Source organism: Imhoffiella purpurea (genome assembly GCF_000585215.1).
GTDB classification, from domain to species: Bacteria; Pseudomonadota; Gammaproteobacteria; order Chromatiales; family Chromatiaceae; genus Imhoffiella; species Imhoffiella purpurea.
Map to the genome: position 1 here is coordinate 24,749 of NZ_AONC01000015.1, position 22,967 is coordinate 47,715.

19 protein-coding genes are annotated in these 22,967 nt (G+C 63.4%); 9 read left to right on the forward strand and 10 right to left on the reverse strand.

Annotated elements, in window-relative coordinates; all coding sequences use genetic code 11:
* Positions 1 to 28: 28 nt before the first annotated feature.
* From purB to mnmA, 4 genes are all read right to left on the reverse strand, one after another.
* A complete protein-coding gene (gene purB / locus D779_RS05480; RefSeq protein WP_094300762.1) occupies positions 29 to 1,402 on the reverse strand; it encodes an adenylosuccinate lyase in 1,374 nt (457 codons plus the stop codon).
* A 341-nt stretch (positions 1,403 to 1,743) separates the two neighbouring features.
* Entirely contained in the window at positions 1,744 to 4,410 is a 2,667-nt protein-coding gene (gene acnA, locus D779_RS05485) for an aconitate hydratase AcnA (protein WP_043750679.1), read from the reverse strand.
* A gap of 255 nt (positions 4,411 to 4,665) precedes the next feature.
* The gene (gene hflD, locus D779_RS05490) at positions 4,666 to 5,295 is read right to left on the reverse strand and encodes a high frequency lysogenization protein HflD (RefSeq protein ID WP_043750682.1); all 630 of its coding nucleotides are present in this window, start codon (positions 5,293 to 5,295) and stop codon (positions 4,666 to 4,668) included.
* Positions 5,296 to 5,418: 123 nt separating this feature from the next.
* Positions 5,419 to 6,528, reverse strand: a complete 1,110-nt coding sequence (mnmA, locus tag D779_RS05495) for a tRNA 2-thiouridine(34) synthase MnmA (protein WP_043750685.1) — start codon at positions 6,526 to 6,528, stop codon at positions 5,419 to 5,421.
* Between the two features lie 1,210 nt (positions 6,529 to 7,738).
* On the opposite strand from mnmA, the gene D779_RS05500 reads away from it, so the two are divergent.
* The 5 genes from D779_RS05500 (at position 7,739) to icd (ending at position 14,117) form a co-directional block, all read left to right on the forward strand.
* Positions 7,739 to 8,803: a hydrogenase small subunit gene (locus D779_RS05500; protein WP_043750858.1), complete on the forward strand. Its 1,065-nt coding sequence runs from the start codon at positions 7,739 to 7,741 to the stop codon at positions 8,801 to 8,803.
* Between the two features lie 63 nt (positions 8,804 to 8,866).
* Positions 8,867 to 9,517, forward strand: a complete 651-nt coding sequence (locus D779_RS05505; RefSeq protein WP_043750688.1) for a hypothetical protein — start codon at positions 8,867 to 8,869, stop codon at positions 9,515 to 9,517.
* On the forward strand, positions 9,514 to 10,917 hold the full coding sequence (locus D779_RS05510) for a (Fe-S)-binding protein (protein WP_052347866.1): 1,404 nt from the start codon (positions 9,514 to 9,516) through the stop codon (positions 10,915 to 10,917). Before D779_RS05505 ends, D779_RS05510 begins: the two co-directional genes overlap by 4 nt.
* The gene (locus D779_RS05515; RefSeq protein WP_043750691.1) at positions 10,914 to 12,644 is read left to right on the forward strand and encodes a nickel-dependent hydrogenase large subunit; all 1,731 of its coding nucleotides are present in this window, start codon (positions 10,914 to 10,916) and stop codon (positions 12,642 to 12,644) included. Before D779_RS05510 ends, D779_RS05515 begins: the two co-directional genes overlap by 4 nt.
* 216 nt (positions 12,645 to 12,860) lie before the next feature.
* Complete coding sequence (gene icd / locus D779_RS05520; RefSeq protein WP_043750864.1) at positions 12,861 to 14,117, forward strand: NADP-dependent isocitrate dehydrogenase; 1,257 nt, start codon at positions 12,861 to 12,863, stop codon at positions 14,115 to 14,117.
* A 90-nt stretch (positions 14,118 to 14,207) separates the two neighbouring features.
* Here the strand turns inward: icd and D779_RS05525 are convergent, their stop codons facing one another.
* Positions 14,208 to 14,414: a cold-shock protein gene (locus tag D779_RS05525; RefSeq protein ID WP_043750695.1), complete on the reverse strand. Its 207-nt coding sequence runs from the start codon at positions 14,412 to 14,414 to the stop codon at positions 14,208 to 14,210.
* Positions 14,415 to 14,699: 285 nt separating this feature from the next.
* On the opposite strand from D779_RS05525, the gene clpS reads away from it, so the two are divergent.
* Both clpS and clpA read left to right on the forward strand, forming a co-directional pair.
* Positions 14,700 to 15,023, forward strand: coding sequence for an ATP-dependent Clp protease adapter ClpS (gene clpS / locus D779_RS05530; protein ID WP_043750700.1), 324 nt, complete (start codon positions 14,700 to 14,702; stop codon positions 15,021 to 15,023).
* Between the two features lie 89 nt (positions 15,024 to 15,112).
* The gene (clpA, locus tag D779_RS05535; RefSeq protein WP_043750703.1) at positions 15,113 to 17,383 is read left to right on the forward strand and encodes an ATP-dependent Clp protease ATP-binding subunit ClpA; all 2,271 of its coding nucleotides are present in this window, start codon (positions 15,113 to 15,115) and stop codon (positions 17,381 to 17,383) included.
* A 184-nt stretch (positions 17,384 to 17,567) separates the two neighbouring features.
* On the opposite strand, the gene infA is transcribed toward clpA, so the two are convergent.
* The 5 genes from infA to trxB form a co-directional block, all read right to left on the reverse strand.
* Entirely contained in the window at positions 17,568 to 17,786 is a 219-nt protein-coding gene (gene infA, locus D779_RS05540; RefSeq protein ID WP_012971469.1) for a translation initiation factor IF-1, read from the reverse strand.
* Positions 17,787 to 17,876: 90 nt separating this feature from the next.
* Complete coding sequence (locus D779_RS05545) at positions 17,877 to 18,635, reverse strand: arginyltransferase (protein WP_043750708.1); 759 nt, start codon at positions 18,633 to 18,635, stop codon at positions 17,877 to 17,879.
* Between the two features lie 13 nt (positions 18,636 to 18,648).
* Positions 18,649 to 19,401 carry a leucyl/phenylalanyl-tRNA--protein transferase gene (aat, locus tag D779_RS05550; protein ID WP_052347867.1) on the reverse strand — a complete coding sequence of 251 codons (753 nt, stop codon included), beginning with the start codon at positions 19,399 to 19,401 and terminating at the stop codon, positions 18,649 to 18,651.
* Positions 19,402 to 19,449: 48 nt separating this feature from the next.
* Positions 19,450 to 20,619 (reverse strand): GNAT family N-acetyltransferase, encoded by a 1,170-nt coding sequence (locus D779_RS05555; RefSeq protein ID WP_052347873.1) that lies wholly within the window; start codon positions 20,617 to 20,619, stop codon positions 19,450 to 19,452.
* A 51-nt stretch (positions 20,620 to 20,670) separates the two neighbouring features.
* Complete coding sequence (gene trxB / locus D779_RS05560; RefSeq protein WP_043750711.1) at positions 20,671 to 21,633, reverse strand: thioredoxin-disulfide reductase; 963 nt, start codon at positions 21,631 to 21,633, stop codon at positions 20,671 to 20,673.
* Between the two features lie 323 nt (positions 21,634 to 21,956).
* Here trxB and D779_RS05565 point away from each other — a divergent pair, with 323 nt between their 5' ends.
* Together D779_RS05565 and D779_RS05570 are read left to right on the forward strand one after the other, a co-directional pair.
* Positions 21,957 to 22,388, forward strand: coding sequence for a C40 family peptidase (locus D779_RS05565; protein ID WP_094300760.1), 432 nt, complete (start codon positions 21,957 to 21,959; stop codon positions 22,386 to 22,388).
* Positions 22,389 to 22,534: 146 nt separating this feature from the next.
* Positions 22,535 to 22,903 (forward strand): high-potential iron-sulfur protein, encoded by a 369-nt coding sequence (locus tag D779_RS05570; RefSeq protein WP_043750717.1) that lies wholly within the window; start codon positions 22,535 to 22,537, stop codon positions 22,901 to 22,903.
* The last annotated feature ends 64 nt before the right edge of the window (positions 22,904 to 22,967 follow it).

The following is a 22,967-nucleotide window of genomic DNA, read 5'->3' on the forward strand; positions in this document are numbered from 1 at the left end:
GGATGCGACCGGTCCCGATACCCTTCGTTCAGATCGCGCGCGCCAGCCGGGCGGCCTCGCCCAGATAGGTGGCGGGCGTCATGGCGGCGAGCTGAGCCTTGGCTTCGGCGGGGATGTCGAGTCCGTCCACGAATTCGGCGAGCTGCTGCGGGCCGACGCGGCGCCCGCGGGTCAGTTCCTTGAGCTTCTCGTAGGGCGATTCGACGCCATAGCGACGCATCACCGTCTGGATGGGCTCGGCCAGCACCTCCCAGTTGGCGTCCAGGTCGGCGGCGAGACGCTCCGGATCCGCTTCCAGCTTGCCGATGCCGCGCAGTGCCGAGGCGAGCGCGATCTGGGTGTGGGCCACGCCGACGCCCAGGTTGCGCAGCACGGTGGAGTCGGTCAGGTCGCGCTGCCAGCGCGAGATGGGCAGTTTGCGGCCCAGGTGTTCCAGCACGGCGTTGGCGATGCCCAGGTTGCCTTCGGCGTTCTCGAAATCGATGGGGTTGACCTTGTGCGGCATGGTCGAGGAGCCCACCTCGCCGGCGACGGTGCGCTGCTTGAAGAATCCGACCGAGATGTATCCCCAGATATCGCGGCAGAAGTCGGTGAGGATGATATTGAAACGGGCGATGGCGTCGAACAGTTCGGCCATGTAGTCGTGCGGCTCGATCTGGGTCGTGTAGGGATTCCAGGTCAGGCCGAGAGACTCGACGAACTGCTGCGAGAAGGCGGCCCAGTCGATCTCCGGATAGGCGGCTCGATGGGCGTTGTAGTTGCCGACGGCGCCGTTGATCTTGCCCAGCAATGCAACCTCGGCCACGCGCTGGCGCTGCGCCCGCAGGCGCTGGACCACGTTGGCCATCTCCTTGCCGAGTGTCGTGGGGGTCGCCGGCTGGCCGTGGGTGCGCGAGAGCATGGGGAGGTCGGCGTAGCGGTGCGCCAGGTCGCGGATCGCCTCGACGAGCTGGTCCATCTGCGGCAGCAGTTGCTCGTCGCGGCCGGCCCGGATCATGAGTCCGTGCGAGAGGTTGTTGATGTCCTCGGAGGTGCAGGCGAAATGGATGAACTCGCCGACGCGGGCCAGTTCGGCAGTGTCTACGATCTGCTCCTTCAGGAAGTATTCGACCGCCTTGACGTCATGGTTGGTGGTGCGCTCGATCTCCTTGATCCGTTGTGCATGACTGAGGTCGAAGTCGTCGACGATCTGGTCAAGCCGTCGATTGGCCTCTTCGGAGAACGGCGGGACCTCGACGATCTGGGGATGGCGAGCCAATGCCTGGAACCAGCGCACCTCCACCTGGACGCGGCAGCGGATGAGTCCGTATTCGCTGAAGATGGCCCGCAGATCGGCGGTCTTGGACGCATAGCGCCCGTCCACCGGGGACACGGCGGTGAGGGTGGATAGCTCCATCGGCATGGATTGCTCCGGATTGTTCATGGTCGTGATGGGTTGGGGCCGGCCCCGTGGGCTCTGGCCTCGATTCGGAAAGGGCTGAAGGCTGCCCCAGGATGTGTGGGAAAGCAAGAAGAAGGGGCTTGCTATCTGTTGCGGTCAGGCTACGAAATTAGCGGGCACTCCCGGATCGGGCAACGGCTGGCTGGGGACGCCGTGAATCCATCCCTGGAGGCTTGACGACGGCATCCATGCCGTCGACACCCCTGCCATCCGTCACCCGACCCTCTGTCGGGAGTCAGGCTTTTAGCCAGCGTAGGGCGCAATAGCGAAGCGTATTGCGCCGCATGGCTCGAAACTCTCTTTTAGGATGCCGCCAGCTTGCGCAGCACGTAATGCAGGATGCCCCCGTTGCGGTAGTAGTCCATCTCGTTCGGGGTGTCGATCCGGACCTTGGCCTTAAAGCTCTTCACCGAGCCGTCGGCGGCGGTCGCCTTGACCTCGACCTGCTTGGTCTCGCCGTTCTCGAGCCCGACGATGTCGAAGCTTTCGGTGCCGTTCAGGCCGAGCGACTGGGCGGTGTCGCCATTGATGAACTCGAGCGGCAGGATGCCCATGCCGACCAGGTTGGAGCGGTGGATGCGCTCGTAGCTCTCGGCGATGACGGCACGCACGCCCAGCAGACGTGGACCCTTGGCGGCCCAGTCGCGCGAGGAGCCCGAGCCGTATTCCTTGCCGGCGATGACGATGGCCGGGGTGCCCTCGGCCTGATACTTCATGGCCGCGTCGTAGATGGACATCTGTTCGCCGCTCGGCTGGTGCAGGGTCACGCCGCCCTCGGTGCCCGGCGCCATGAGGTTGCGCAGCCGGATGTTGGCGAAGGTGCCGCGCATCATCACCTCGTGGTTGCCGCGACGCGAACCCAGGCTGTTGAAGTCCTTGGGATCCACGCCCTTCTCGATCAGGTACCTGCCGGCCGGCGAGTCGGGCTTGATGGAACCGGCCGGGGAGATGTGATCGGTGGTGATGGAGTGCCCCAGGAGCGCCAGACAGCGCGCGCCCTGGATGTCCTCGACCGGGGCCACGTCCAGGCTCATGCCCTGGAAGTAGGGCGGGTTCTGGATGTAGGTGGAGTCTGCGGGCCAGTCGTAGGTCTGGGTCTCGGCGGCGGCCAGCGACTGCCAGCGCGCGTCGCCGCTGAAGACGTCGGCGTAGGCGGTGGTGAACTCGTCCGGGGTGACGAACGCGGAGATCGCCTGGGTGACCTCGTCCTGGCTCGGCCAGATGTCCTTGAGATAGACGGGGTTGCCGTTCGCGTCCTTGGTCAAGGGGTCATTGAAGGGATCGATGTCGATGCGACCGGCGATGGCGTAGGCGACGACCAGCGGCGGGCTGGCCAGATAGTTCATGCGCACCTCGGCATGCACCCGGCCCTCGAAGTTGCGGTTGCCCGAAAGGATGGACACGGCGCAGAGGTCGTTGGCGGCGATCGCCTTGGAGATCGGCTCGGGCAGCGGGCCCGTGTTGCCGATACAGACGGTACAGCCGTAGCCGACGTTGTGGAAACCGAGCGACTTGAGCGGTTCGGTCAGCCCGGCGCGGTCCAGATAACGGGTAACCGCCATGGAGCCGGGGCCGAAGGCGGTCTTGACCCAGGGGGCGCGCTTCAGGCCCATGGCGGCGGCCTTCTTGGCGACCAGGCCGGCGGCGATCAGCACGCTCGGGTTCGAGGTATTGGTGCAGGAGGTGATGGCGGCGACCACGATGGAGCCGTCCGAGATCTCGACCTCCTCGCCGTCGATCGTGGCCTTGGCCGGGCCCTTGCTCGGGATGTTGCGCTCCTGCTTGAGCGATTCGAGGGCGGCCGGGAAGTGGCTGGCCATCTCGGACAGCTCGACGCGGTCCTGGGGGCGTTTGGGGCCGGCGAGCGAGGGAACCACGTCGCCCAGATCGAGATCGAGCGTTTCGGAATAGTCGGCCTCGGCGGCGTCGGCGGTGTGCCACACGCCCTGCGCCTTGCAGTAGGCCTCGACCAATGCGAGCTGCTCCTCGCTGCGGCCGGTCAGGCGCAGGTAGTCGAGCGTGATCTGATCGATGGGGAAGAGTCCGCAGGTTGCGCCGTACTCCGGCCCCATGTTGGCGATGGTGTTGCGCTCGCCCATCGGCAGGGTGGCGATGGCCGGGCCGTAGAACTCGACGAACTTGCCGACCACGCCGTGCTGGCGCAGACGCTCGACGATGGTGAGCACCAGGTCGGTCGCGGTGACGCCTTCCTTGAGGGTGCCGGTCAACTTGAAGCCCACGACCTTGGGAACCAGCATGGAGATCGGCTGGCCGAGCATGGAGGCCTCGGCCTCGATGCCGCCGACGCCCCAGCCCAGCACGCCGATGCCGTTGACCATGGTGGTGTGCGAGTCGGTGCCGACGCAGGTGTCGAAGTAGGCCTGGGTCTTGCCGTCGAGCGGCTTGGGGAAGATGACGCGCGAGAGATATTCGACGTTGACCTGGTGGACGATGCCGGTGTCGGGTGGCACGACCTTGAAGCCGTCGAGGGCGTTCTGGCCCCATTTGAGGAACTGGTAGCGCTCCTTGTTGCGGCTGAACTCGAGTTCGGCGTTGAGGCCGAAGGCGGAATCGGAGCCGAAGTGATCGACCTGCACCGAGTGGTCGATGACCAGCTCTGCCGGCTGCAGCGGATTGATCTTGCGTGGGTCGCCGCCGAGCGCGGCCATGGCGTCGCGCATGGCGGCCAGATCGACCACCGCGGGCACGCCGGTGAAGTCCTGCATCAGCACGCGGGCGGGGCGGTACTGGATTTCCTTGGCGGGCTCCGCCTGGGAGTCCCACTGACCGAAGAATTCGATGTCCTGGCGCGTGACGGTCACGCCATCCTCGTTCCGGAGCAGGTTCTCGAGCAGGATCTTGAGGGAATAGGGCAGACGCTCGGCGCCCGGGACGGCGTCGAGCTTGAAGATCTCGTAGTCCTGGCCAGCGACGTTCAGGTTGGTCTTGGCGTTGAAGCTGTTGGGCATTTAGGGCTCCGGAAGCGTGTCATCTTGATTCTTGGGCAGCCCTAAATTCTACCGTTCCGCTCGGTGTTCCGCCATATGCTGCAGTGCGGTAAAAGACTCTAGCTTCCAGCCGCCAGCGACCAGCCTCCAGCGGAAGCAGCTTCGCCGTTGGCGCCATTCGATGCGGATGCGGGCCGCTCGACCCTCGGCGGGATGAATCGCGATGCGTCGGGTCGCTGCAACCCAGCTGGAAGCTGGCCGCTGGAGGTTTGCAGCTCAAGCCACATGCATGGCGAGATAGCGTCTGGCGTCCGCGAGGATCTGGCGGTTCTTGAGCAGGATCTGCCAGCGCGAGCCGCCGATCTGGCGCCACAGCATCGCCGCCCGGATGCTGGCGAGCAATAGGGCGCGTATTCGGTTCTGATTGTCAGGATTGCGCAGGTGCAGCGATTCGCCCCGAATGATGATGCGCGGTTCGAGATGGCTGATGGTGGCGCTGTAGAGCTCGGCGAAATGGGCCAGCAGATTGGCGTGCATGGGGCCGAAGTGTTCCTGTTTGACTCTGGCCTCTTCGATCCCGTCGGCGAGCCGCCTGAGCTGATCCGGATGGCGCGAGAGGCTGCGCTCGAGCCGGATCAGCTGGACGACGTAACGGGTCAGCTCCAGCTTGCGCTCCGGTTGTCCGGTCAACTGAGCGATCAGTTGACGCATGCCGTTCGCGACCGCTCCGGGCTCTCCGAAGACGGCGTCGACCGTATCGGCGTCGACTTGATAGAGGCTGTGGATGCAGGGCGTCATGACATCCGTGTCCACTGTCCCCTTGCGGGCGATCTGCATGACGCAGTTGACGGCCTGGTAGATGCCTGCAAGCGCGGTGACGCGCTCCAGAGTGTCACGAGGAGGCATGCGGCTCCGATCTCCAACGGGTTGAGCGAGGCTCCATTTGAACGCGAAGCCGGTTCGAGCGCCAGTTCTCGCTGGCGGCGGTGTTGATGGCAGACATGGAAACGATCGATCGCGTTCCGTGGGTCATGCGGCATGCTCGATCACGGCGCCGCCGAGACACTCGTCGCCGTCGTAGAAGACGATCGACTGGCCCGGCGTGATGGCGCGCTGAGGGACGTCGAAGGCGATCCGGCAGCCGTCCGAGTCGAGCGCGAGCAGGGTGCATGCCTGCAGCGGCTGACGGTGACGCAGACGGGCGAGACAGCGAAAGGGTAGGGTGCCTGGCGGTCGGCCGCTGATCCAATGGGGCTCGAGCGCCTTCAGCGCATGGGCCATCAGCAGAGGATGGTTTCCGTCCTGCACCACGACCAGCAGGTTGCGGGAGGCGTCCTTGGCGGCGACGTACCAGGGCGACTCGCGTCCGCCGGCGATCCCGCCGATCCCCAGGCCCTGACGCTGTCCGATGGTGTAGTAGGCGAGCCCCTGATGCTGCCCGAGGTAGACGCCATCAGGTGTTTCGATCGGCCCTGGGTCGCGGGGTAGAAAGCGCTCCAGGAAGTCCTTGAAGCGCCGTTCGCCGATGAAACAGATTCCCGTGCTGTCCTTCTTCTGGGCATTGGCGAGCCCGAGATCGGCGGCGATCCGCCGGACCTCCGGCTTGGTCAGATTCGCCAGCGGGAAGTGCGCATGGGCGAGCTGGGTCTGGTTCAGCAGATGCAGGAAGTAGGTCTGGTCCTTGCCCTCGTCTGCGCAGAGCCGCAGATGATGGCCGGTTTCGTCATGGGTCAGGCGCGCATAGTGTCCGGTGGCGATCGCCTCGGCGCCGAGACCGAGCGCGTGATCGAGAAAGGCGGCGAACTTGATCTCGCGGTTGCAGAGGATGTCGGGGTTCGGCGTGCGCAGCGCCCGGTATTCGGCGAGGAAATATTCGAACACATGGTCCCAGTACTCGCTGGCGAAATTCACCGTGTGGAGCCGGATGCCGAGCCGTTCGGCCACCGCGCGGGCATCGGCCAGGTCCTCCGCGGCCGCGCAGTAGCCCGCCTCGTCGTCCTCTTCCCAGTTCTTCATGAACAGGGCCTCGACATCATATCCCGCGTCCTTGAGCAGATGGGCGGCGACCGCGGAGTCGACGCCTCCCGAGAGTCCGACGATGATGCGGCGTTGTGATGGGGTGCAGGTTCTGTCTGTCATGAATGGAGTCTAATTGGAGCAAGCCCCGCAAGCGGGGGATCGATCGTCGTTGCGTTGGTGGTTCGCCATCCTGATCCATGGTTCGGGTCGAGATCCAGCCTCGATTCCGTTGGTCGGGAAAAACAGCGGGCTGCATTGCTGGGTTCGGTATTACATTAGAGTAATCTGATATACTGAAATAGAGCGAGCGGGATATGCGTCTCGTCTCGTTCGGTCCGCGTCGCGACACGGTTTCCATCGACCTTGTATTCGGAGTAGTCCGCCATGAAAATCCTAGCCATCCTCAAGGCATTGACCTTCAGCGAGATCGTTTCGATCTCGATCGTCGTTCTCGTCCCCATGATGATGCTTTACGGCCTCGTCTCCTGAGCGACCGCCGGTTCGACGATCGTCGCATCTCGCTTTACGAGATGCCTGGTCCGCACGCGACTCGAAGACGCCGTCTTCGAGTCGTTTCGTTTCGGGTCGAATCAGGTCCACCCGCCGTTTCATCGTCTCCCTGACTCTCGGCTACGCGTTTCGCGGGCCTTTCCAGGTACGCGATTCTGGTCCAGGGGCATATCTTCCCCATTGCATCGCCGGCGCTAGGCCGCGTTTTCGCATCTCACCATTTCGAGGGCATTGCGCGCTCGATCCTCTTCCGTTCTTCGGCATCGTATCTGGCTCACGAATTCATGTTTCCGGCATCCGCGCGCCATTGATCTCATATGGCTCGAGGCCGAGTCGAGTTCTCGATGTTCGTTTTCGTGGTTTCCCGTCTCCTGTGTTTTCTGGATAGCCGGCTGCATCGGGTCGTGTTCATGTCCTGATTCGCGGCTCTTGTCATTATCGTGTCAACTGGCACATGGGTATGCGGTAAGTCGTTAATTTAAGATTATTATAATACTGCCAACTCGTAGAATATTCTTTTTCAATCATGTATTTGCAATATCATTGATTCGTTCGTCGTTTCCGTCTAAATCGATGCGAGATGCTTTTTGCCTTGATCTGAGTCAAATGACTTTATTGGTCCGTCATGTTTATATCTGTGTACATCTGGATGAAGGCTTGACGGCTTGATCGGCTATTTGTCTTCGGTGGATTTCGTCTTTGGATGGACGGCTGTCATTAGGGCCAACGGAATGGGGGAGATGTCTCAATAAGGAAATCGTCCGGGGTCGACTCTCCCGGAATCGATAAACATAATTCGATGGGGATGATGGAGGACTCGATGACGACCGAAAGAACCCTGGGTGGCTTTTTGCGTCACCGCGGCGTCAGCCGCAGGGCTTTTCTCAAGTTCTGCTCCGCCATGGCCTCTATGATGGCCTTGCCTGCCTCGAGCGTAACGGCGTTGGCCGAGGCGCTGGAACAGGCGCGCCGTCCCTCGGTGATCTGGCTTTCCTTTCAAGAGTGCACCGGATGCACCGAGGCCCTGACCCGTTCCAACGCGCCGAGCATCGAAGGGCTCATCTTCGATTTCATCTCGCTGGACTATCACCACACCCTGCAGGCGGCCTCGGGCGCGGCGGCGGAGGCGGCCCGCGAGGAGGCGATGCACGAGAACGACGGCCAGTATCTGCTGTTGGTCGACGGCTCGATCCCCTCGGTCAAGGCCTATTCGACCATCGCCGGGATCAGCAATCTCGACATGCTGAAGGAAGGCGCGGCGGGCGCCGCCGCGATCATCGCGATCGGGACCTGCGCCGCCTATGGCGGACTGCCCAAGGCGGATCCCAATCCCACGGGTGCCATGTCCGTGGAGGAGATCGTCAAGGATCGCCCGATCGTGAACATCCCCGGCTGTCCGCCCCTGCCGCTCGCCATCACGGGGCTGATCGCGCACTACCTGGCGATGGGGGTCATGCCCGAGCTGGATCGGCTCGGGCGTCCGCTGGCCTTCTACGGCGAGAACATCCACGACCGCTGTTACCGCCGTCCCTTCTACGACCGCGGTCTGTTCGCCGAGACCTTCGACGACGAGGGCGCCCGCCGGGGCTGGTGTCTCTACAAGCTGGGGTGCAAGGCCCCGGAGACCTACAACGCCTGCGCCCAGATCAAATGGAATCAGGGCACGAGCTTCCCGATCCAGTCCGGACACGGCTGTATCGGCTGTTCCGAGCCGAATTTCTGGGACAAGGGCGGGATCTACGATTCGGTTGCGATGGGGCAGTTCGGCAGCGGGCCCAAGATCGCGGTTGCAGCCTCGCTGGGCGCCGTCGCGGGCGCGGGTGCGGCGGTACTCGCCCGCGGCAAGAAGCACAAAACAGAGACGGAACTGGATTCGGACGACTGACCCCTCTCGGGATGTCTGCGTCCGAAGGATTCATCCGTCCGCCACATTAGGAGGATTAGGTCCATGACTCTGCTGGATTTCGCACGGGGGCCGGCGATCCATTGGTCTCTCATCATCATGGTGACCGGCATCATCTGGCGTCTGCTCGGCGTTCTGGTACTCACGCGCGGCGCCGATCTCTCACGGCCCAGGGATGCCTTCGGCAACTTCAAGGGCTATCGAACCGTCTTCAGCCGCGCCTGGCCGAGCGGGGAGTTCAGGACCACGACCCGCTATCAGACGGCCATGGCCTATGGTTTCCATCTGGCCACGCTGGTCGTGGTGATCGGGATCGTCCCGCACATCGAGTTCATCACCAGCCTGACCGGCGCCTCCTGGCCGGGGCTGCCCAACGCCTTCGGGGTCGGGGCCGGGATCATGGCCCTGGCATCCCTGCTCGCGCTCGTCGCCCGGCGGGTCTCCAAGCCGGGCGTCTATTGCTCCAATTGGGGGGACTATTTCTCCTGGCTGGTGATGGCTGCGCCACTGGTGACCGGACTCATGGCTTTCGCCCATCTGGGGCTCAGGTACGAGACCATGCTGGCCATTCACATCCTGAGCGCGGCCCTGCTGTTCGCCTGGTTCCCGTTCGGCAAGCTGATGCATGCCTTCTGGTTCATCTTCTCGCGCGCCCAGAGCGGCGTCGTCTATGCCCATAAGGGGGTTCGGATATGAGCAGCATCGCCGCACCGAAACGTATCTTTCCGACCTTCGATCAGGTCTTCCAGGGATTCGCCTCCCAGATCGGGATGCTGCGCGAGATGGCGCCCCCTCCGAGCCTTCCCGAGAGCGTGCGGGTCAGGAAGGCGGTCGCTACCCTGATCGCGGAAACCAACGCCGACGAGGCTGTGTGGCTCGAGAGCTGTATCCGCTGCGGTCAGTGCACCAATGCCTGTCACTATTTCCAGGCCACGGGCGACACCAAGTATGCGCCACTGCGCAAGATGAACCTCTATCGGCGGGTCTATCAGCGCGAGCTGGGACCCTTGCGCTGGTGGTACCGCCTGGTCACGAGTCCGGTCAAGCTCTCCGATCTCGAGGCGCTCCAGGAGCTGGTCTACGACTCCTGCTCGGAATGCGGTCGCTGCACCATGGTCTGTCCCATGGGGATCGATATCGCCTCGCTGGTACATCACCAGCGCAGCGCGCTGGTGGCCGCCGAACTGGTGCCGCCGGAGCTCGAGGCGCTGCGCATGGAACAGAAGCATCGCGGCACCGTGTTCGGCGCATCCGCGGAGGTGGTGAGGCAACTGGTCGACACCATCCGGGAGCAGGCCGGGATCGAGATCCCGCTGGACCGCGACCGGGCCGAGGTGATGGTCCTGAGCTCTGCCGTCGACCTCATGGGCAACGGTCAGGGGCTGCTGGCGACGGCCAAGGTGATGAATCATCTGGGCGTCGACTGGACCATCTGCAGCGATGGCTTCGAGAGCGCGAACTTCGGTCTGCTGTCGGGAGACATGGCGCTGTGGCGAAAGCAGGTCGGTCCCATCGTCGCCGCTGCCGAGCGCATCGGGGCCAAGACGCTTGTCATCGCCGAGTGCGGCCACGCCTATCCGGCGCTGCGCTGGAACCCCATGCTCAAGGGCGGGGAGCTCCCGTTCGAGATGATGTACATGTCCGAGTATCTGGGGCGTCAGGCCAAGGCCGGTCGGCTGAGGCTGACGCCGATCGAGGGGCGCCTCACCTATCACGATCCCTGCAAGACCGGGCGGCGGGGAGGGGCCTTCGAAGAGCCGCGCGCCCTGCTCGAGGCGATGCATGCGGATCTCGTCGAGATGCCGGCCAACCGGGAGTTCAACTGGTGCTGCGGCGGCGGTGCCGGCATCTTCCTGCTCGAACGCGCCACGCGTCTGCGCGACGAGTCCTTCCGGATCAAGATGCAGCAGGTGGATGCCACCGGCGCCGGGACGGTCGTCGTGAGCTGCGCCAGCTGCCGGCTGAACTTCGAGGCCGGCCGCCAGAAGAACCACTGGGACAAGCGGGTCGAGAGCCTGGTCGAGCTGGTCGCCGACCACCTCGTGGATGAGCCGCGCACCGGCTCGGTGATGCCGATTCGAGGGGAGGCCGCATGAGTACGAGGCTAGTGGTCGATCCGGTGACCCGGATCGAGGGTCACCTGCGGATCGAGGCGCAGATGGACGGGAATCGCATCCAGAGCGCCTACTCGTCCGGCACCATGGTGCGCGGCATCGAGACGATCGTGCGGGGCCGGGATCCGCGCGACGCCTGGGCCTTCGTTCAGCGCATCTGCGGCGTCTGCACCCTGGTCCACGGACTGGCCGGGGTGCGCGCCGTCGAGGATGCGTTGGACTATCCCATTCCGCCGAACGCCGAGCTGATCCGCAATCTCATGGTGGCCGCCCAGTACGTGCACGACCATGTCATGCACTTCTACCACCTGCATGCGCTGGACTGGGTCGACGTGGTGTCCGCACTGAGCGCGGATCCCAAGGCCACCTCCGAGCTGGCCCAGTCCATCAGCCGTCATTCCAAGTCGTCCCCGGGCTATTTCGCGGACGTCCAGCAGAAGCTGAAGGGATTCGTGGAGTCCGGGCAGCTCGGGATCTTCGCCAACGGCTATTGGGGGCATCCGGCCTACAGGCTGCCGCCCGAGGCCAATCTGATGGCGGTCGCGCACTATCTCGAGGCGCTCGCCTGGCAGCGCGAGGTGGCGCAGCTCCATGCCATCTTCGGCGGCAAGAATCCGCATCCCAATCTGGTCGTGGGCGGCGTGCCCTGCGCCATCAGCATCGACTCGGGCAATCAGTCCGGAACGGCGGTCGACATGGTGGGGCTGGAGCGGGTGCGCTCGCTCATCGCCGAGATGCACGCCTTCGTCGAGCAGGTCTATCTGCCGGACACGGTGGCGATCGCGGGTTTCTACAAGGACTGGTTCCAGATGGGCGAGGGCGTCGGCAATTTCATGTGCTACGGCGACTTCCCCGCCAATGGTTTCGGCGACCGCAGTTCCTATCTGGTTCCGGGCGGCGTCATCCTCGATCGCAATCTCTCCGACATCCGCGAGGTCGATCTGAATGCCGAGGGGGAGATCCAGGAGTTCGTCTCGCGCTCCTGGTACGCCTATGGCGGCGGCAAGGATGCCGGGTTGCATCCCTATGCCGGCGAGACCGACTTCGACTATACCGGGCCGGAGCCGCCCTACCAGCAGCTGGACGTCGACGGCCAGTATTCCTGGCTCAAATCGCCGCGCTGGCGCGGTCGTCCGGTCGAGGTCGGTCCCCTGGCCCGGGTCCTGATGCTCTATGCGACCGGGCACGAGCGGACCAGGGAATTGGCCGACGCAACGCTCGCCTCGCTCGATCTGCCGCTCGACGCGCTCTACTCGACGATGGGGCGAACGGCGGCCAGGGCCTTGGAGACCCAGATCATGGTCGAGGCCATGGACGGCTGGTTCGATCGGTTGCTCGCCAACATCCGCGGCGGCGACCTCCGGACCTTCAACGAGACCCTCTGGGATCCGTCCACCTGGCCCTCCACGGCCAGGGGTGTCGGACATCTGGAGGCGCCGCGCGGCGCCTTGGGACACTGGATCGTCATCGAGGACGGCCGGACCGCCAACTACCAGGCCGTGGTGCCCAGCACCTGGAATGCGGGTCCGCGAGACGCGGGCGGCCAGCCCGGTCCCTATGAGGCCGCACTCCAGGGTCATGATCTGGCCGATGTGGATCAGCCGCTCGAGATCCTGCGCACGGTGCACAGCTTCGATCCCTGCATCGCCTGCGCGGTCCATCTGACGGACCCCGACGGGGAGGAGGTGCTGAGGATTCGGGCTCGCTGACTGGACTTCGCGTCGGAACCCTCTCTCGGCCGGCGACATTAGAGGTACCGGTCGAGTGGAGGGCGAGCATATAAGGGGATCTCTTTCGGTCTGTCCGTGCCCGCGGTGGCGGCTGGGATGCGTCGATGCGGTCGCGGTCGCGCTATTGGACCTGCTCAAGAAAGCGGCGGGATGGTAGGATCACGCGTTTCTCTACACCGCCGAAGAGTGATGCACATGGCCTACCAGAAGATACAGATCCCGACCGCTGGCGAAAAGATCAAGGTCGATTCAGACCTTTCCCTGTCCGTTCCGGACAAGCCCATCATCCCCTTCATCGAGGGCGATGGGATCGGTGTCGACATTACCCCGGTGATGCGTGCCGTGGTCGATGCCGCGGTCGAGAAGTCCTATGGGGGCAAGCGCCAGATCCAGTGGATGGAGATCTTTGCCGGCGAGAAGTCGACCCGCACCTACGGCGAGGACGTCTGGCTGCCCGAGGAGACGCTCGAGGCGGTCAAGGACTTCGTGGTCTCCATCAAGGGACCGCTCACCACGCCCGTCGGCGGCGGTATCCGTTCGCTGAACGTGACCCTGCGCCAGGAGCTGGATCTCTACGTCTGCCTGCGCCCGGTGCGCTATTTCAGCGGCACCCCCAGCCCGTTGAAGGCACCCGAGCATACCGACATGGTCATCTTCCGCGAGAACTCGGAGGACATCTATGCCGGTATCGAGTGGGAGGAAGGGTCGGCGAGCGCCAAGAAGGTGATCGATTTCCTGCGCAACGAGATGGGCGTGACCAAGATCCGCTTCCCCGATACCTCGGGCATCGGCATCAAGCCGGTCTCGCGCGAGGGGACCGAGCGTCTGGCCCGCAAGGCCATCCAGTATGCCATCGACAACGACCGCCCCTCCGTGACCCTGGTGCACAAGGGCAACATCATGAAGTTCACCGAGGGTGCCTTCAAGCAGTGGGGCTACGATCTGGCCAAGTCCGAATTCGGCGCGGTCGAGATCGACGGCGGTCCCTGGTGCAGCTTCAAGAATCCCAAGACCGGCCGCGAGATCGTCGTCAAGGACGTGATCGCCGACGCCTTCCTGCAGCAGATTCTGCTGCGACCCAAGGAGTATTCGGTGATCGCCACCCTGAACCTCAACGGCGACTACATCTCGGACGCCCTGGCCGCCCAGGTGGGTGGGATCGGCATGGCGCCTGGCGCCAATCTGTCCGATTCGGTCGCCATGTTCGAGGCGACCCACGGCACGGCGCCCAAGTATGCGGGCAAGGATCAGGTCAACCCGGCCTCGCTCATCCTCTCGGCCGAGATGATGCTGCGCCACATGGGCTGGACCGAGGCGGCCGATCTCGTCATCAAGGGTGTGGAAGGGGCGATCGCGGCCAAGACCGTGACCTACGATCTGCATCGTCTGATGGAAGGTGCCACCAAGCTGAGCTGCTCGGGCTTCGGAGAGGCCGTGATCGGCAAGATGTAAGTCGGGGCGCTGGCCCTTGGGTCGGGGTGCGAGGCCCCGCCCCAAGGGCCGCCTCCAGTCAGTGAAAATCAGCTCGGTCGAGGTCGAGCATCAGCTGACGCGATGAACGTTGGCGGCATGCAGCCCCTTCGGCCCCTCACTCAATTCGAATTCGACGCGCTGTCCCTCCCGGAGCGTTTTGTAGCCTTCCATGTCGATCGACGAGAAGTGGACGAAAACGTCCTCGTCGCGTCCATCGGGTTGCACGAAGCCGTAGCCCTTAGCGTTATTGAACCATTTGACGACACCGGTGATCATTGACGCACTCCTCCCAGGGTTGCGGGGCTTTCGTTAGCGATGATTATTCTTCTTCTGATGCCGTGTCTTGAATCAGATCTGGGGCACCACAATTCAGTAGTATAGTGAGTTGATTTCGCTGGTCAAATCGGCTGTTCGAGCCGTATGCGAAAGCCCTTTCCGCGCGCTCCGGTGGTACCGGAAGCCTTGGCGATCCTGGTGCCCGTGGCCATCCGGAAAGCTGAGGTTTCCGCCCTCCGGGCCCATCGGCAGCCATCGAGTTAAACTTGACTAGAATCCGAGATCATGAGCAACGATATACCAGGCGAGGAACGCGAATCCGGACTGACGGTCCAAGAGGCGCGTCCCAAGCTACGCCGTCCACCTTTGTACAAGGTGTTGTTATTGAACGACGATTACACTCCGATGGAGTTCGTCGTGCTGGTTCTGGAGATCTTTTTCGGTATGAATCGCGAAAAGGCGACCCAAGTTATGCTCCATGTGCATACGCGAGGCGTGGGTATCTGCGGCGTGTTCACCAAGGACATCGCGGAGACCAAGGTCGCCCAGGTGAACGATTACGCGCGCACCAATCAGCATCCGCTGATGTGTACGATGGAAGAGGCCTGAGCCTCGGCTTGCATGTAACGCCGTGCGGAAACTTGACGATGCCTTCATAGATCCCCCGGTTTCATAAACCCCCGTTTGGAAATACGCCGATGCTGAGCAAAGAACTCGAATTTTCGCTAAACCGGGCCTTCAAGGAGGCTCGCGCAAAGCATCACGAATACATGACCGTTGAGCACATGTTGCTGTGTTTGCTGGATAATCCGACCGCGGCCAAGGTGCTTCGCGCCTGTGGAACCGACGCGGAGCGGCTGCGCAAGGAGATCGCCTCATTCATCGAGGAGACGACTCCGCTGATCCCCGAGAGCGAGGAGCGGGACACCCAGCCGACCCTCGGCTTCCAGCGGGTTCTGCAGCGCGCCGTTTTCCATGTCCAGTCGGCGGGCAAGAAGGAGGTCACGGGGGCCAATGTCCTGGTCGCGCTCTTCAGCGAGCAGGATTCCCAGGCGGTCTATCTGCTCAACCAGCAGGACGTGACGCGTCTGGACGTGGTGAATTTCATCTCGCATGGCATCTCCAAGGTTCCGGGCGAGAGCCAGGACGAGGAGTCGTCGAGCGATCCCGACGAGGTGCGGGGCGAGGAGAAGGAGGGCGGCTCGCCGCTGGAGAATTACGCCACCAACCTCAATGAGATGGCACGCCAGGGCCGCATCGATCCATTGATCGGGCGCGCGAAGGAGGTGGAGCGGACCATCCAGATCCTCTGTCGGCGGCGTAAGAACAATCCCCTGTTCGTGGGGGAGGCGGGTGTCGGCAAGACCGCCATCGCCGAGGGGTTGGCGAAGAAGATCGTCGACGGCGAGGTGCCGGACGTGCTGGAGAAGGCCGTCATCTACGCGCTCGACCTCGGCGGCCTGGTCGCCGGCACCAAGTACCGCGGCGACTTCGAGAAGCGGCTCAAGTCCGTTCTCGCGCAGCTCAAGCGTCAGCCGCACGCGATTCTGTTCATCGACGAGATCCATACCATCATCGGGGCCGGCTCGGCGTCCGGCGGCGTCATGGATGCATCCAATCTCATCAAGCCCGTGCTCGCCTCCGGCGATCTGCGCTGTATCGGGTCCACGACCTATCAGGAATACCGCGGCATCTTCGAGAAGGATCGTGCCCTGGCGCGCCGATTCCAGAAGATCGACGTGGATGAGCCCTCGGTCGAGGAGACGATCTTGATCCTCAAGGGGCTCAAGTCGCGCTTCGAGGCGCACCATCAGGTGAGCTACACCAATCCGGCGCTGCGCGCGGCGGCCGAGCTGTCGAGCCGTCACATCAACGACCGGCATCTGCCCGACAAGGCCATCGACGTCATCGACGAGGCGGGCGCCTTCGTTCAGCTGATGGCACCCTCCAAGCGCAAGAAGCGTATCGACGTCTCGGACGTGGAGTCGATCGTCGCCAAGATCGCCCGCATTCCGTCCAAGCGGGTCTCGGCCTCGGATACCGAGTCGCTCAAGAATCTGGACCGCGACCTCAAGATGGTGGTCTACGGCCAGGATCCGGCGATCGATGCCCTGACCGCGGCGATCCGCATGAATCGCTCCGGTCTGGTCAACGAGGGCAAGCCGATCGGTTCCTTCCTCTTCACCGGTCCGACCGGCGTCGGCAAGACCGAGGTCACGCGCCAGCTGGCCCGGATCCTCGGTATGGAGCTGTTGCGCTTCGATATGTCCGAGTACATGGAGCGCCATACGGTCTCGCGCCTGATCGGAGCCCCCCCGGGCTACGTCGGCTTCGATCAGGGCGGCCTGCTGACAGAGCAGATCAACAAGCATCCCCATTCGGTCCTGCTGCTGGACGAGATCGAGAAGGCGCATCCAGACGTCTTCAATCTGCTCCTGCAGGTCATGGACCATGGGACTCTGACCGACAACAACGGCCGCAAGGCGGACTTCCGCAACGTGGTGCTGGTGATGACGACCAACGCGGGTGCCGAGGAGACCGCGCGCCGCTCGATCGGCTTCACCGAGCAGGACCACTCGACCGATGGCATGGAGGCCCTGAAGCGCTATTTCTCGCCCGAATTCCGCAACCGCCTGGATGCGGTGGTCCAGTTCTCCTCGCTGACCGAGGAGACCATCCAGAGTGTCGTCGACAAGTTCGTGTTCGAGCTCGAACAGCAGCTGGCGGAGAAGCGGGTCCAGCTGGTGCTGGATCAGGATGCGCGTCGCTGGCTGGCCAAACGGGGATACGATCCCAAGATGGGTGCCCGTCCCATGGCGCGGATCATCCAGCAGCACATCAAGAAACCGCTGGCGAACGAACTGCTCTTCGGCGATCTCGCCAATGGCGGGGAGGTACGGGTACGCGCGGACGGCGAGGATCTCGCCTTCGAGATCAATGGCGAGATACGCGATCTGGTCGGCGCCTGAGGTCGGCGTCGACACGCATCAGAGTATTGCTGCATCTGCGCTCGAGGAAGCGGGGCTGTGCCGACTCGTTCCGGTCGAGCGGTCACCGCCAAGGATGGCGACCGCCACCCGTGATGCAGGATCTCTCGGCAGTCCTTGTGCGGAGTGGTTCTGCCGGGGAGGATACGGCGCGATCGATCGACCCTTATCTGGCGCGGTAGACGATGCGTCCCTTGGTGAGATCGTAGGGAGTGAGTTCGACCGTGACCTTGTCGCCGGTGAGGATCCGGATGTAGTGCTTGCGCATCTTCCCGGAAATGTGGGCGGTAACGGTATGGCCGTTCTCGAGCTGGACGCGGAAGACCGTATTCGGCAGGGTCTCAGTGACCGTGCCTTCCATTTGAATGACGTCGTCTTTGGACATAGTGCTTATTCGTAGGTGAACAACTCGGCTGTCAAAGCCTGCGGAGTATACCACATCCTGTCGATGTCGCGATGCGATCGAAAGGCGCGATCAGTCTACCCTCAGTTTCTCGCCACGCTCGAATCCCTTCCATTCCCGTCCGTCCCATGCCTCGATCGGGCGATAGCGTTCCTTGTAGGCCATCTTCGTGCTCTCGGCGATCCAGTAGCCCAGATAGAGATAGGGCAGTCCGAGGCGTCGCGCGAGCTCGATCTGGCCCAGGACGGCGAAGTTGCCGGGGGCCAGCTCCGACAAGGCCGGATCGAAGAAGGTGTAGACGGCGGAGAGGCCCTGTTCCAGGATGTCGGTGACCGCGACGCCGATCAGTCTGTCGGCGAGACGGAGTTCGATGAATCGGGTCGTTCCGCCCCAGGGATCGACCAGAAAGCGCCGGTAGCTGTCTTCACTGGTGTCTTCCGCCATGCTCCCGCCGGGATGCCGGTGCTCGAGATAGCGCCGATAGAGCCTTAGGTGGTCGGGTTCGAAATGTGCCGGGCGATCGCGGAGACCGATCCTCGGGGCGTTCGATCGCCAGTTGCGCCGCTGCGAGCGATCGGGCGTGAAGCGATCGACCGGGATGCGCACGGGCACGCAGGCGTTGCATCCACGGCAGGTCGGTCGGTAGATATGGTCGCCGCTGCGACGGAATCCCTGGTCGATGAGCGCCTGATAGGTGGTGTTGTCGACATGGATCGTCGGGTCGACGAAGAGCGTTCTCGCCAACCGCTCCTGCAGATAGGAACATGGATGATCGGCGGTGGTGTAGAGCGCGATATACCGGCCGTGTCGAGGGGGGCTGTTGTGGGTCATCGCGGATTCCGGCTCATGGCGGTTGCGGAGCGGGGCGCTCGTGGGTCCTTGACTGGAGTGCTGTCGCCTGTTCCTTGAATCCCTCGAACCAGCTGTAATTGAAACCGGGCGAGGGGCAGTGGTCGTCGAGGAGGTTCAGGAAGGACTCGCGCGAAATCTCGACCGCACCCATCCGGACCAGATGATCGGTGCGCATCTGGCAGTCGATGATCCCGAATTCCCAATCGGCCAGGCGTTTGCACAGATGGACGAGTGCGACCTTAGAGGCGTCGGTGGCGCGGCTGAACATGGATTCGCCGAAGAAGGCGCGGCCGACCGCGACGCCGTAGAGTCCGCCCACCAGTTCCCTGCCTCGCCATACCTCGACCGAATGGGCCAGTCCCAGCGCGTGGAGCTTCTGATAGGCCGCGATCATCTGAGGCACCAGCCAGGTTCCGCACTGATTGTCGCGCGGTCGTGCGCAGCCATCGATGACGCCGAAGAAGTCATGATCGAAGGAGACTGTGAAGTCGGGCTTGCGCAGATGCTTGCGCAGGCTGCGCGAGGTGTGGATCAGATTGGGGAAGAGGACCGTGCGGGGGTCGGGCGACCACCAGAGGATGGGGTCTCCGGCGTTGAACCAGGGAAAGATCCCGCGCCGATAGGCGTTGTGCAGCCGCCCGGGGCTCAGGTCGCCGCCGACGGCAAGCAGTCCGTTCGGCTCGCGCAGTGCGACGCGCGGGTCTGGGAAGGACTGCCGGTCGTAGGGGTCGAGTAGAGCGATCATCGGCTGTTCGTGTCAGGGCGAGGGACGAGGTGCCGGCGTAACGCTCCGTCAATGGCTCCGATAGGGGCTGTGTGTCTGCATTGCGGCGAGGTACTCCTCCATACCGCGAACGTCCTTCTCGAGGAAGCGGGCGATGGCGGTTCGGAAGCCTGGATCGGCCACCCAGTGACCGGACCAGGTTCGGGTCGGCAGGAAGCCTCGGCTGATCTTGTGCTCACCTTGGGCACCTGGTTCGAAGCGGTCCAAACCCTGTTCGATGCAGTACTCGAGTCCCTGATAGTAACAGGCTTCGAAATGAAGGCCATGGAAATCCTCGTTGCATCCCCAATGGCGTCCATAGAGCGAGCTGTTTCCGATCAGATTGAAGGCTGCGGCGACGATGTGGCGGCCTCGATAGGCCAGGACGAGCAGCAGGCTGTCACCCATGACTTCGGCGATGGCGCGGAAGAAGTCGAGACTCAGGGTCGGAATGCCGCCCCGCTTGTCGAAGGTGCTGCAGTATAAACGGTGGAAGATGCTCCATTCCTCCTCATTGACCTCGTCGCCCCTGATGCGTCGAAGCCGCAGCCCGGCTTCGGCGACCCGTCGGCGCTCGCGCCGGACCTGCTTGCGCTTGGCTGAGGTGAAGGTGCCGAGCATCTGGTCGAGGCTGTCGTATCCCTGATTGTGCCAGTGGAATTGACAGCCGAGACGGGTCATGAAGCCGCATCCCTCGAGCAGTCGCGTCTCTTCTTCCGCGTGGAAGAGGCAGTGGAGGGAGGAGATGCCGAGTCGTTCGGCGACTCGGGCGGCGCCCTGCAGCAGGGCACTGGCATACTGGTCCCGGGCCGGCGTCGCTCCGGTCAGGAGTCTGGGGCCGGTTGCCGGGGTATAGGGCGAGGCGATGACCAGCTTGGGGTAGTAGCGCAGGCCGTGGCGATGGTAGGCGTCTGCCCATGACCAGTCGAAGACGAATTCGCCGTATGAATTGGTTTTGATATAGCAGGGGGCGACGGCCAGCAGGTGCTGGGCTTCGTCTCGCAGCGCGAGGTGGAGCGGGATCCATCCCAGTTCCTCGCCGACGCAGCCATGTGTCTCCATCGCGGCGAGAAATTCATGACGCAGAAAGGGGGTGTCCGGGCTGGCGAGCCGGTTCCAGTCATGCGCCGGAATCTCGGCGATCGACGCGTGCGTCGAGACCAGATAGGGTTTTCGCGGGGTCGAGGTCGGGCCGTCCATGGCCATGAGATATGGGTCGGGGCGCGGGCTCCAAGTGGAGCCGGTCGCTCGTTATTCTCGGGCCTCCAGTGCGTCCAGGTATTTCTCGGCGTCCAGCGCCGCCATGCAGCCGCTGCCGGCCGAGGTGATGGCCTGACGATAGACCGAGTCCATGACGTCGCCGGCGGCGAACACCCCGGCCACCGAGGTGGCCGTGGCATTGCCCTGAATCCCGCTTCGGACTCGGATATATCCCTTCTCCATATCGAGTTGACCGCTGAAGATTCGGGTGTTCGGCTTGTGCCCGATGGCGATGAAGACGCCCTGCAGGTCGATATCCTGGGTGGAGTCGTCCTGGGTGCTCTTGATGCGCATGCCGGTGACGCCCGTGGCATCCCCCAGCACCTCGTCCAGCACATGGTTCCAGGCGATGCGGATATTGCCGTGCTCGGCCTTTTCGAACAGCTGTTGTTGCAGGATCTTTTCGGCCCTGAGGGCATCGCGTCGATGCACCAGGATGACCTCGGAGGCGATATTGGAGAGATAGAGCGCCTCCTCGACGGCGGTGTTGCCGCCTCCGATGACCGCCACCTTCTGATTGCGGTAGAAGAAGCCGTCGCAGGTGGCGCAGGCCGAGACGCCGCGACCGCGGAACTCCTGTTCGGACGGCAGGCCGAGATACATGGCGCTGGCGCCCGTGGCGATGATGAGTGCGTCGCAGGTATAGACGGCCGAGTCGCCCGTCAGCTTGAAGGGGCGGCTGCCGAGATCCGTCTCGTTGATGTGGTCGAAGATGATCTCGGTCTCGAAGCGCTCGGCGTGGCGGCGCATCCGATCCATGAGTTCCGGACCCTGGACGCCGTTCGGGTCGCCCGCCCAGTTGTCGACCTCCGTGGTCGTCATCAGTTGGCCGCCCTGCTCCAGTCCCGTCACCAGGACGGGCTTGAGGTTGGCGCGTGCCGCATAGACGGCCGCGGTATAGCCGGCAGGCCCGGATCCGAGGATCAAGAGCCGGCAGTGTTTGGTTTCAGGCATGGATTGCACTCCAAAGGGCCTCGCGAGGACCTGAGTCGGGGCGCCCGGATACGAGCGCCTGGCTGAAAAGCGGGTGGGGGATCCGATGTCGATCTATCGCGTAAATGTACGGTTTGCCATAAATCACGTAAAGCCTTGTCTGCCGCCGTCCGGGCGCGGAGCGGATCCGGAGCCGCTGCCGGCATCGCGGTGGGACGAGCCTCTTGACAGATCCTCAAGTTAGTCGTATGTATCTATTCAAAACAATAGATTATCATCTTGACTGCGAGTGATTTATGAGGATATCTGGGGCTGGTGCTTGGGTGCCTTTCGGACTGGCGACCATGCTGATGCTGGTATCCGGCTGTTCGGGAGTCGGCAGTCGCGAGGACGGGGGGGATGCCGGGCGCAGAGCGGATCTCGTCCTCGCCGGTCTGTCCCTGATCGGCTCACCCTACGTCTATGGGGGCGAATCGCCTCGCGAAGGATTCGATTGCAGTGGTCTCACCTTCTATGCCCATCACCGAGTCGGGGTCAGTATCCCGCGCACGGCCAAGGCGCAGAAAAAGGCGTCCAGGCCGATCCCGATCGATCGGCTGCGCTCGGGCGACATGGTGTTCTTCAAGACGGCGCCCGGTGTCTATCATGTCGGCTTGATGGTCGATCGAGAGCGCTTCGTGCATGCCTCGAGCTCGCGCAGCCGGGTCCGCCTGGCTCGTTTGAACACCCCCTATTGGCGGGCGCATTATCTGGGTGCAGGCACCTATCTCAATTGATCTGGGTCGCGTTCGTCCGAGGATTACTAAGTGAATGACTCGCCTTTTTCGGCCTGGTGATGCACAATGCTGAGCGGCTCTCGGCACTCGGCCGGGAGTTTCGAGATCAGTACAACTGTGCCTAATTCCCTTTAGGAGTGACACCAATGTCCGATAAGCCAATCTGCAAGAGCCGTCGCGACGCCGTCAAAGTGATGCTGGGTACCGCCGCAGCGATTCCTGTGATCAACCTGGTCGGTGTCGGCACCGCTCGCGCTCAGGCTCCTGCGAATGCCGTGGCCGCCGATGACCCGACCGCCGTGGCCCTGAAATACCATGCGGACGCCACCCAGTCCGATCGTGTCGCGGCCGCTCGCCCCGGTTTGCCCCCGGAGGAACAGCATTGCGCCAACTGCCAGTTCATGCTCCCCGACGCTGCGGGCGCAACGGACGAGTGGAAGGGCTGCCAGCTGTTCCCCGGCAAGCTGATCAACGTGAACGGCTGGTGCGCGTCCTGGACCCTTCGGGCCGGTTGATCGCCATCGAGCTCGATCCCTCGGATCGGATGCTGACGGGGCCGATGGCCCCGTTTTTCGTTTA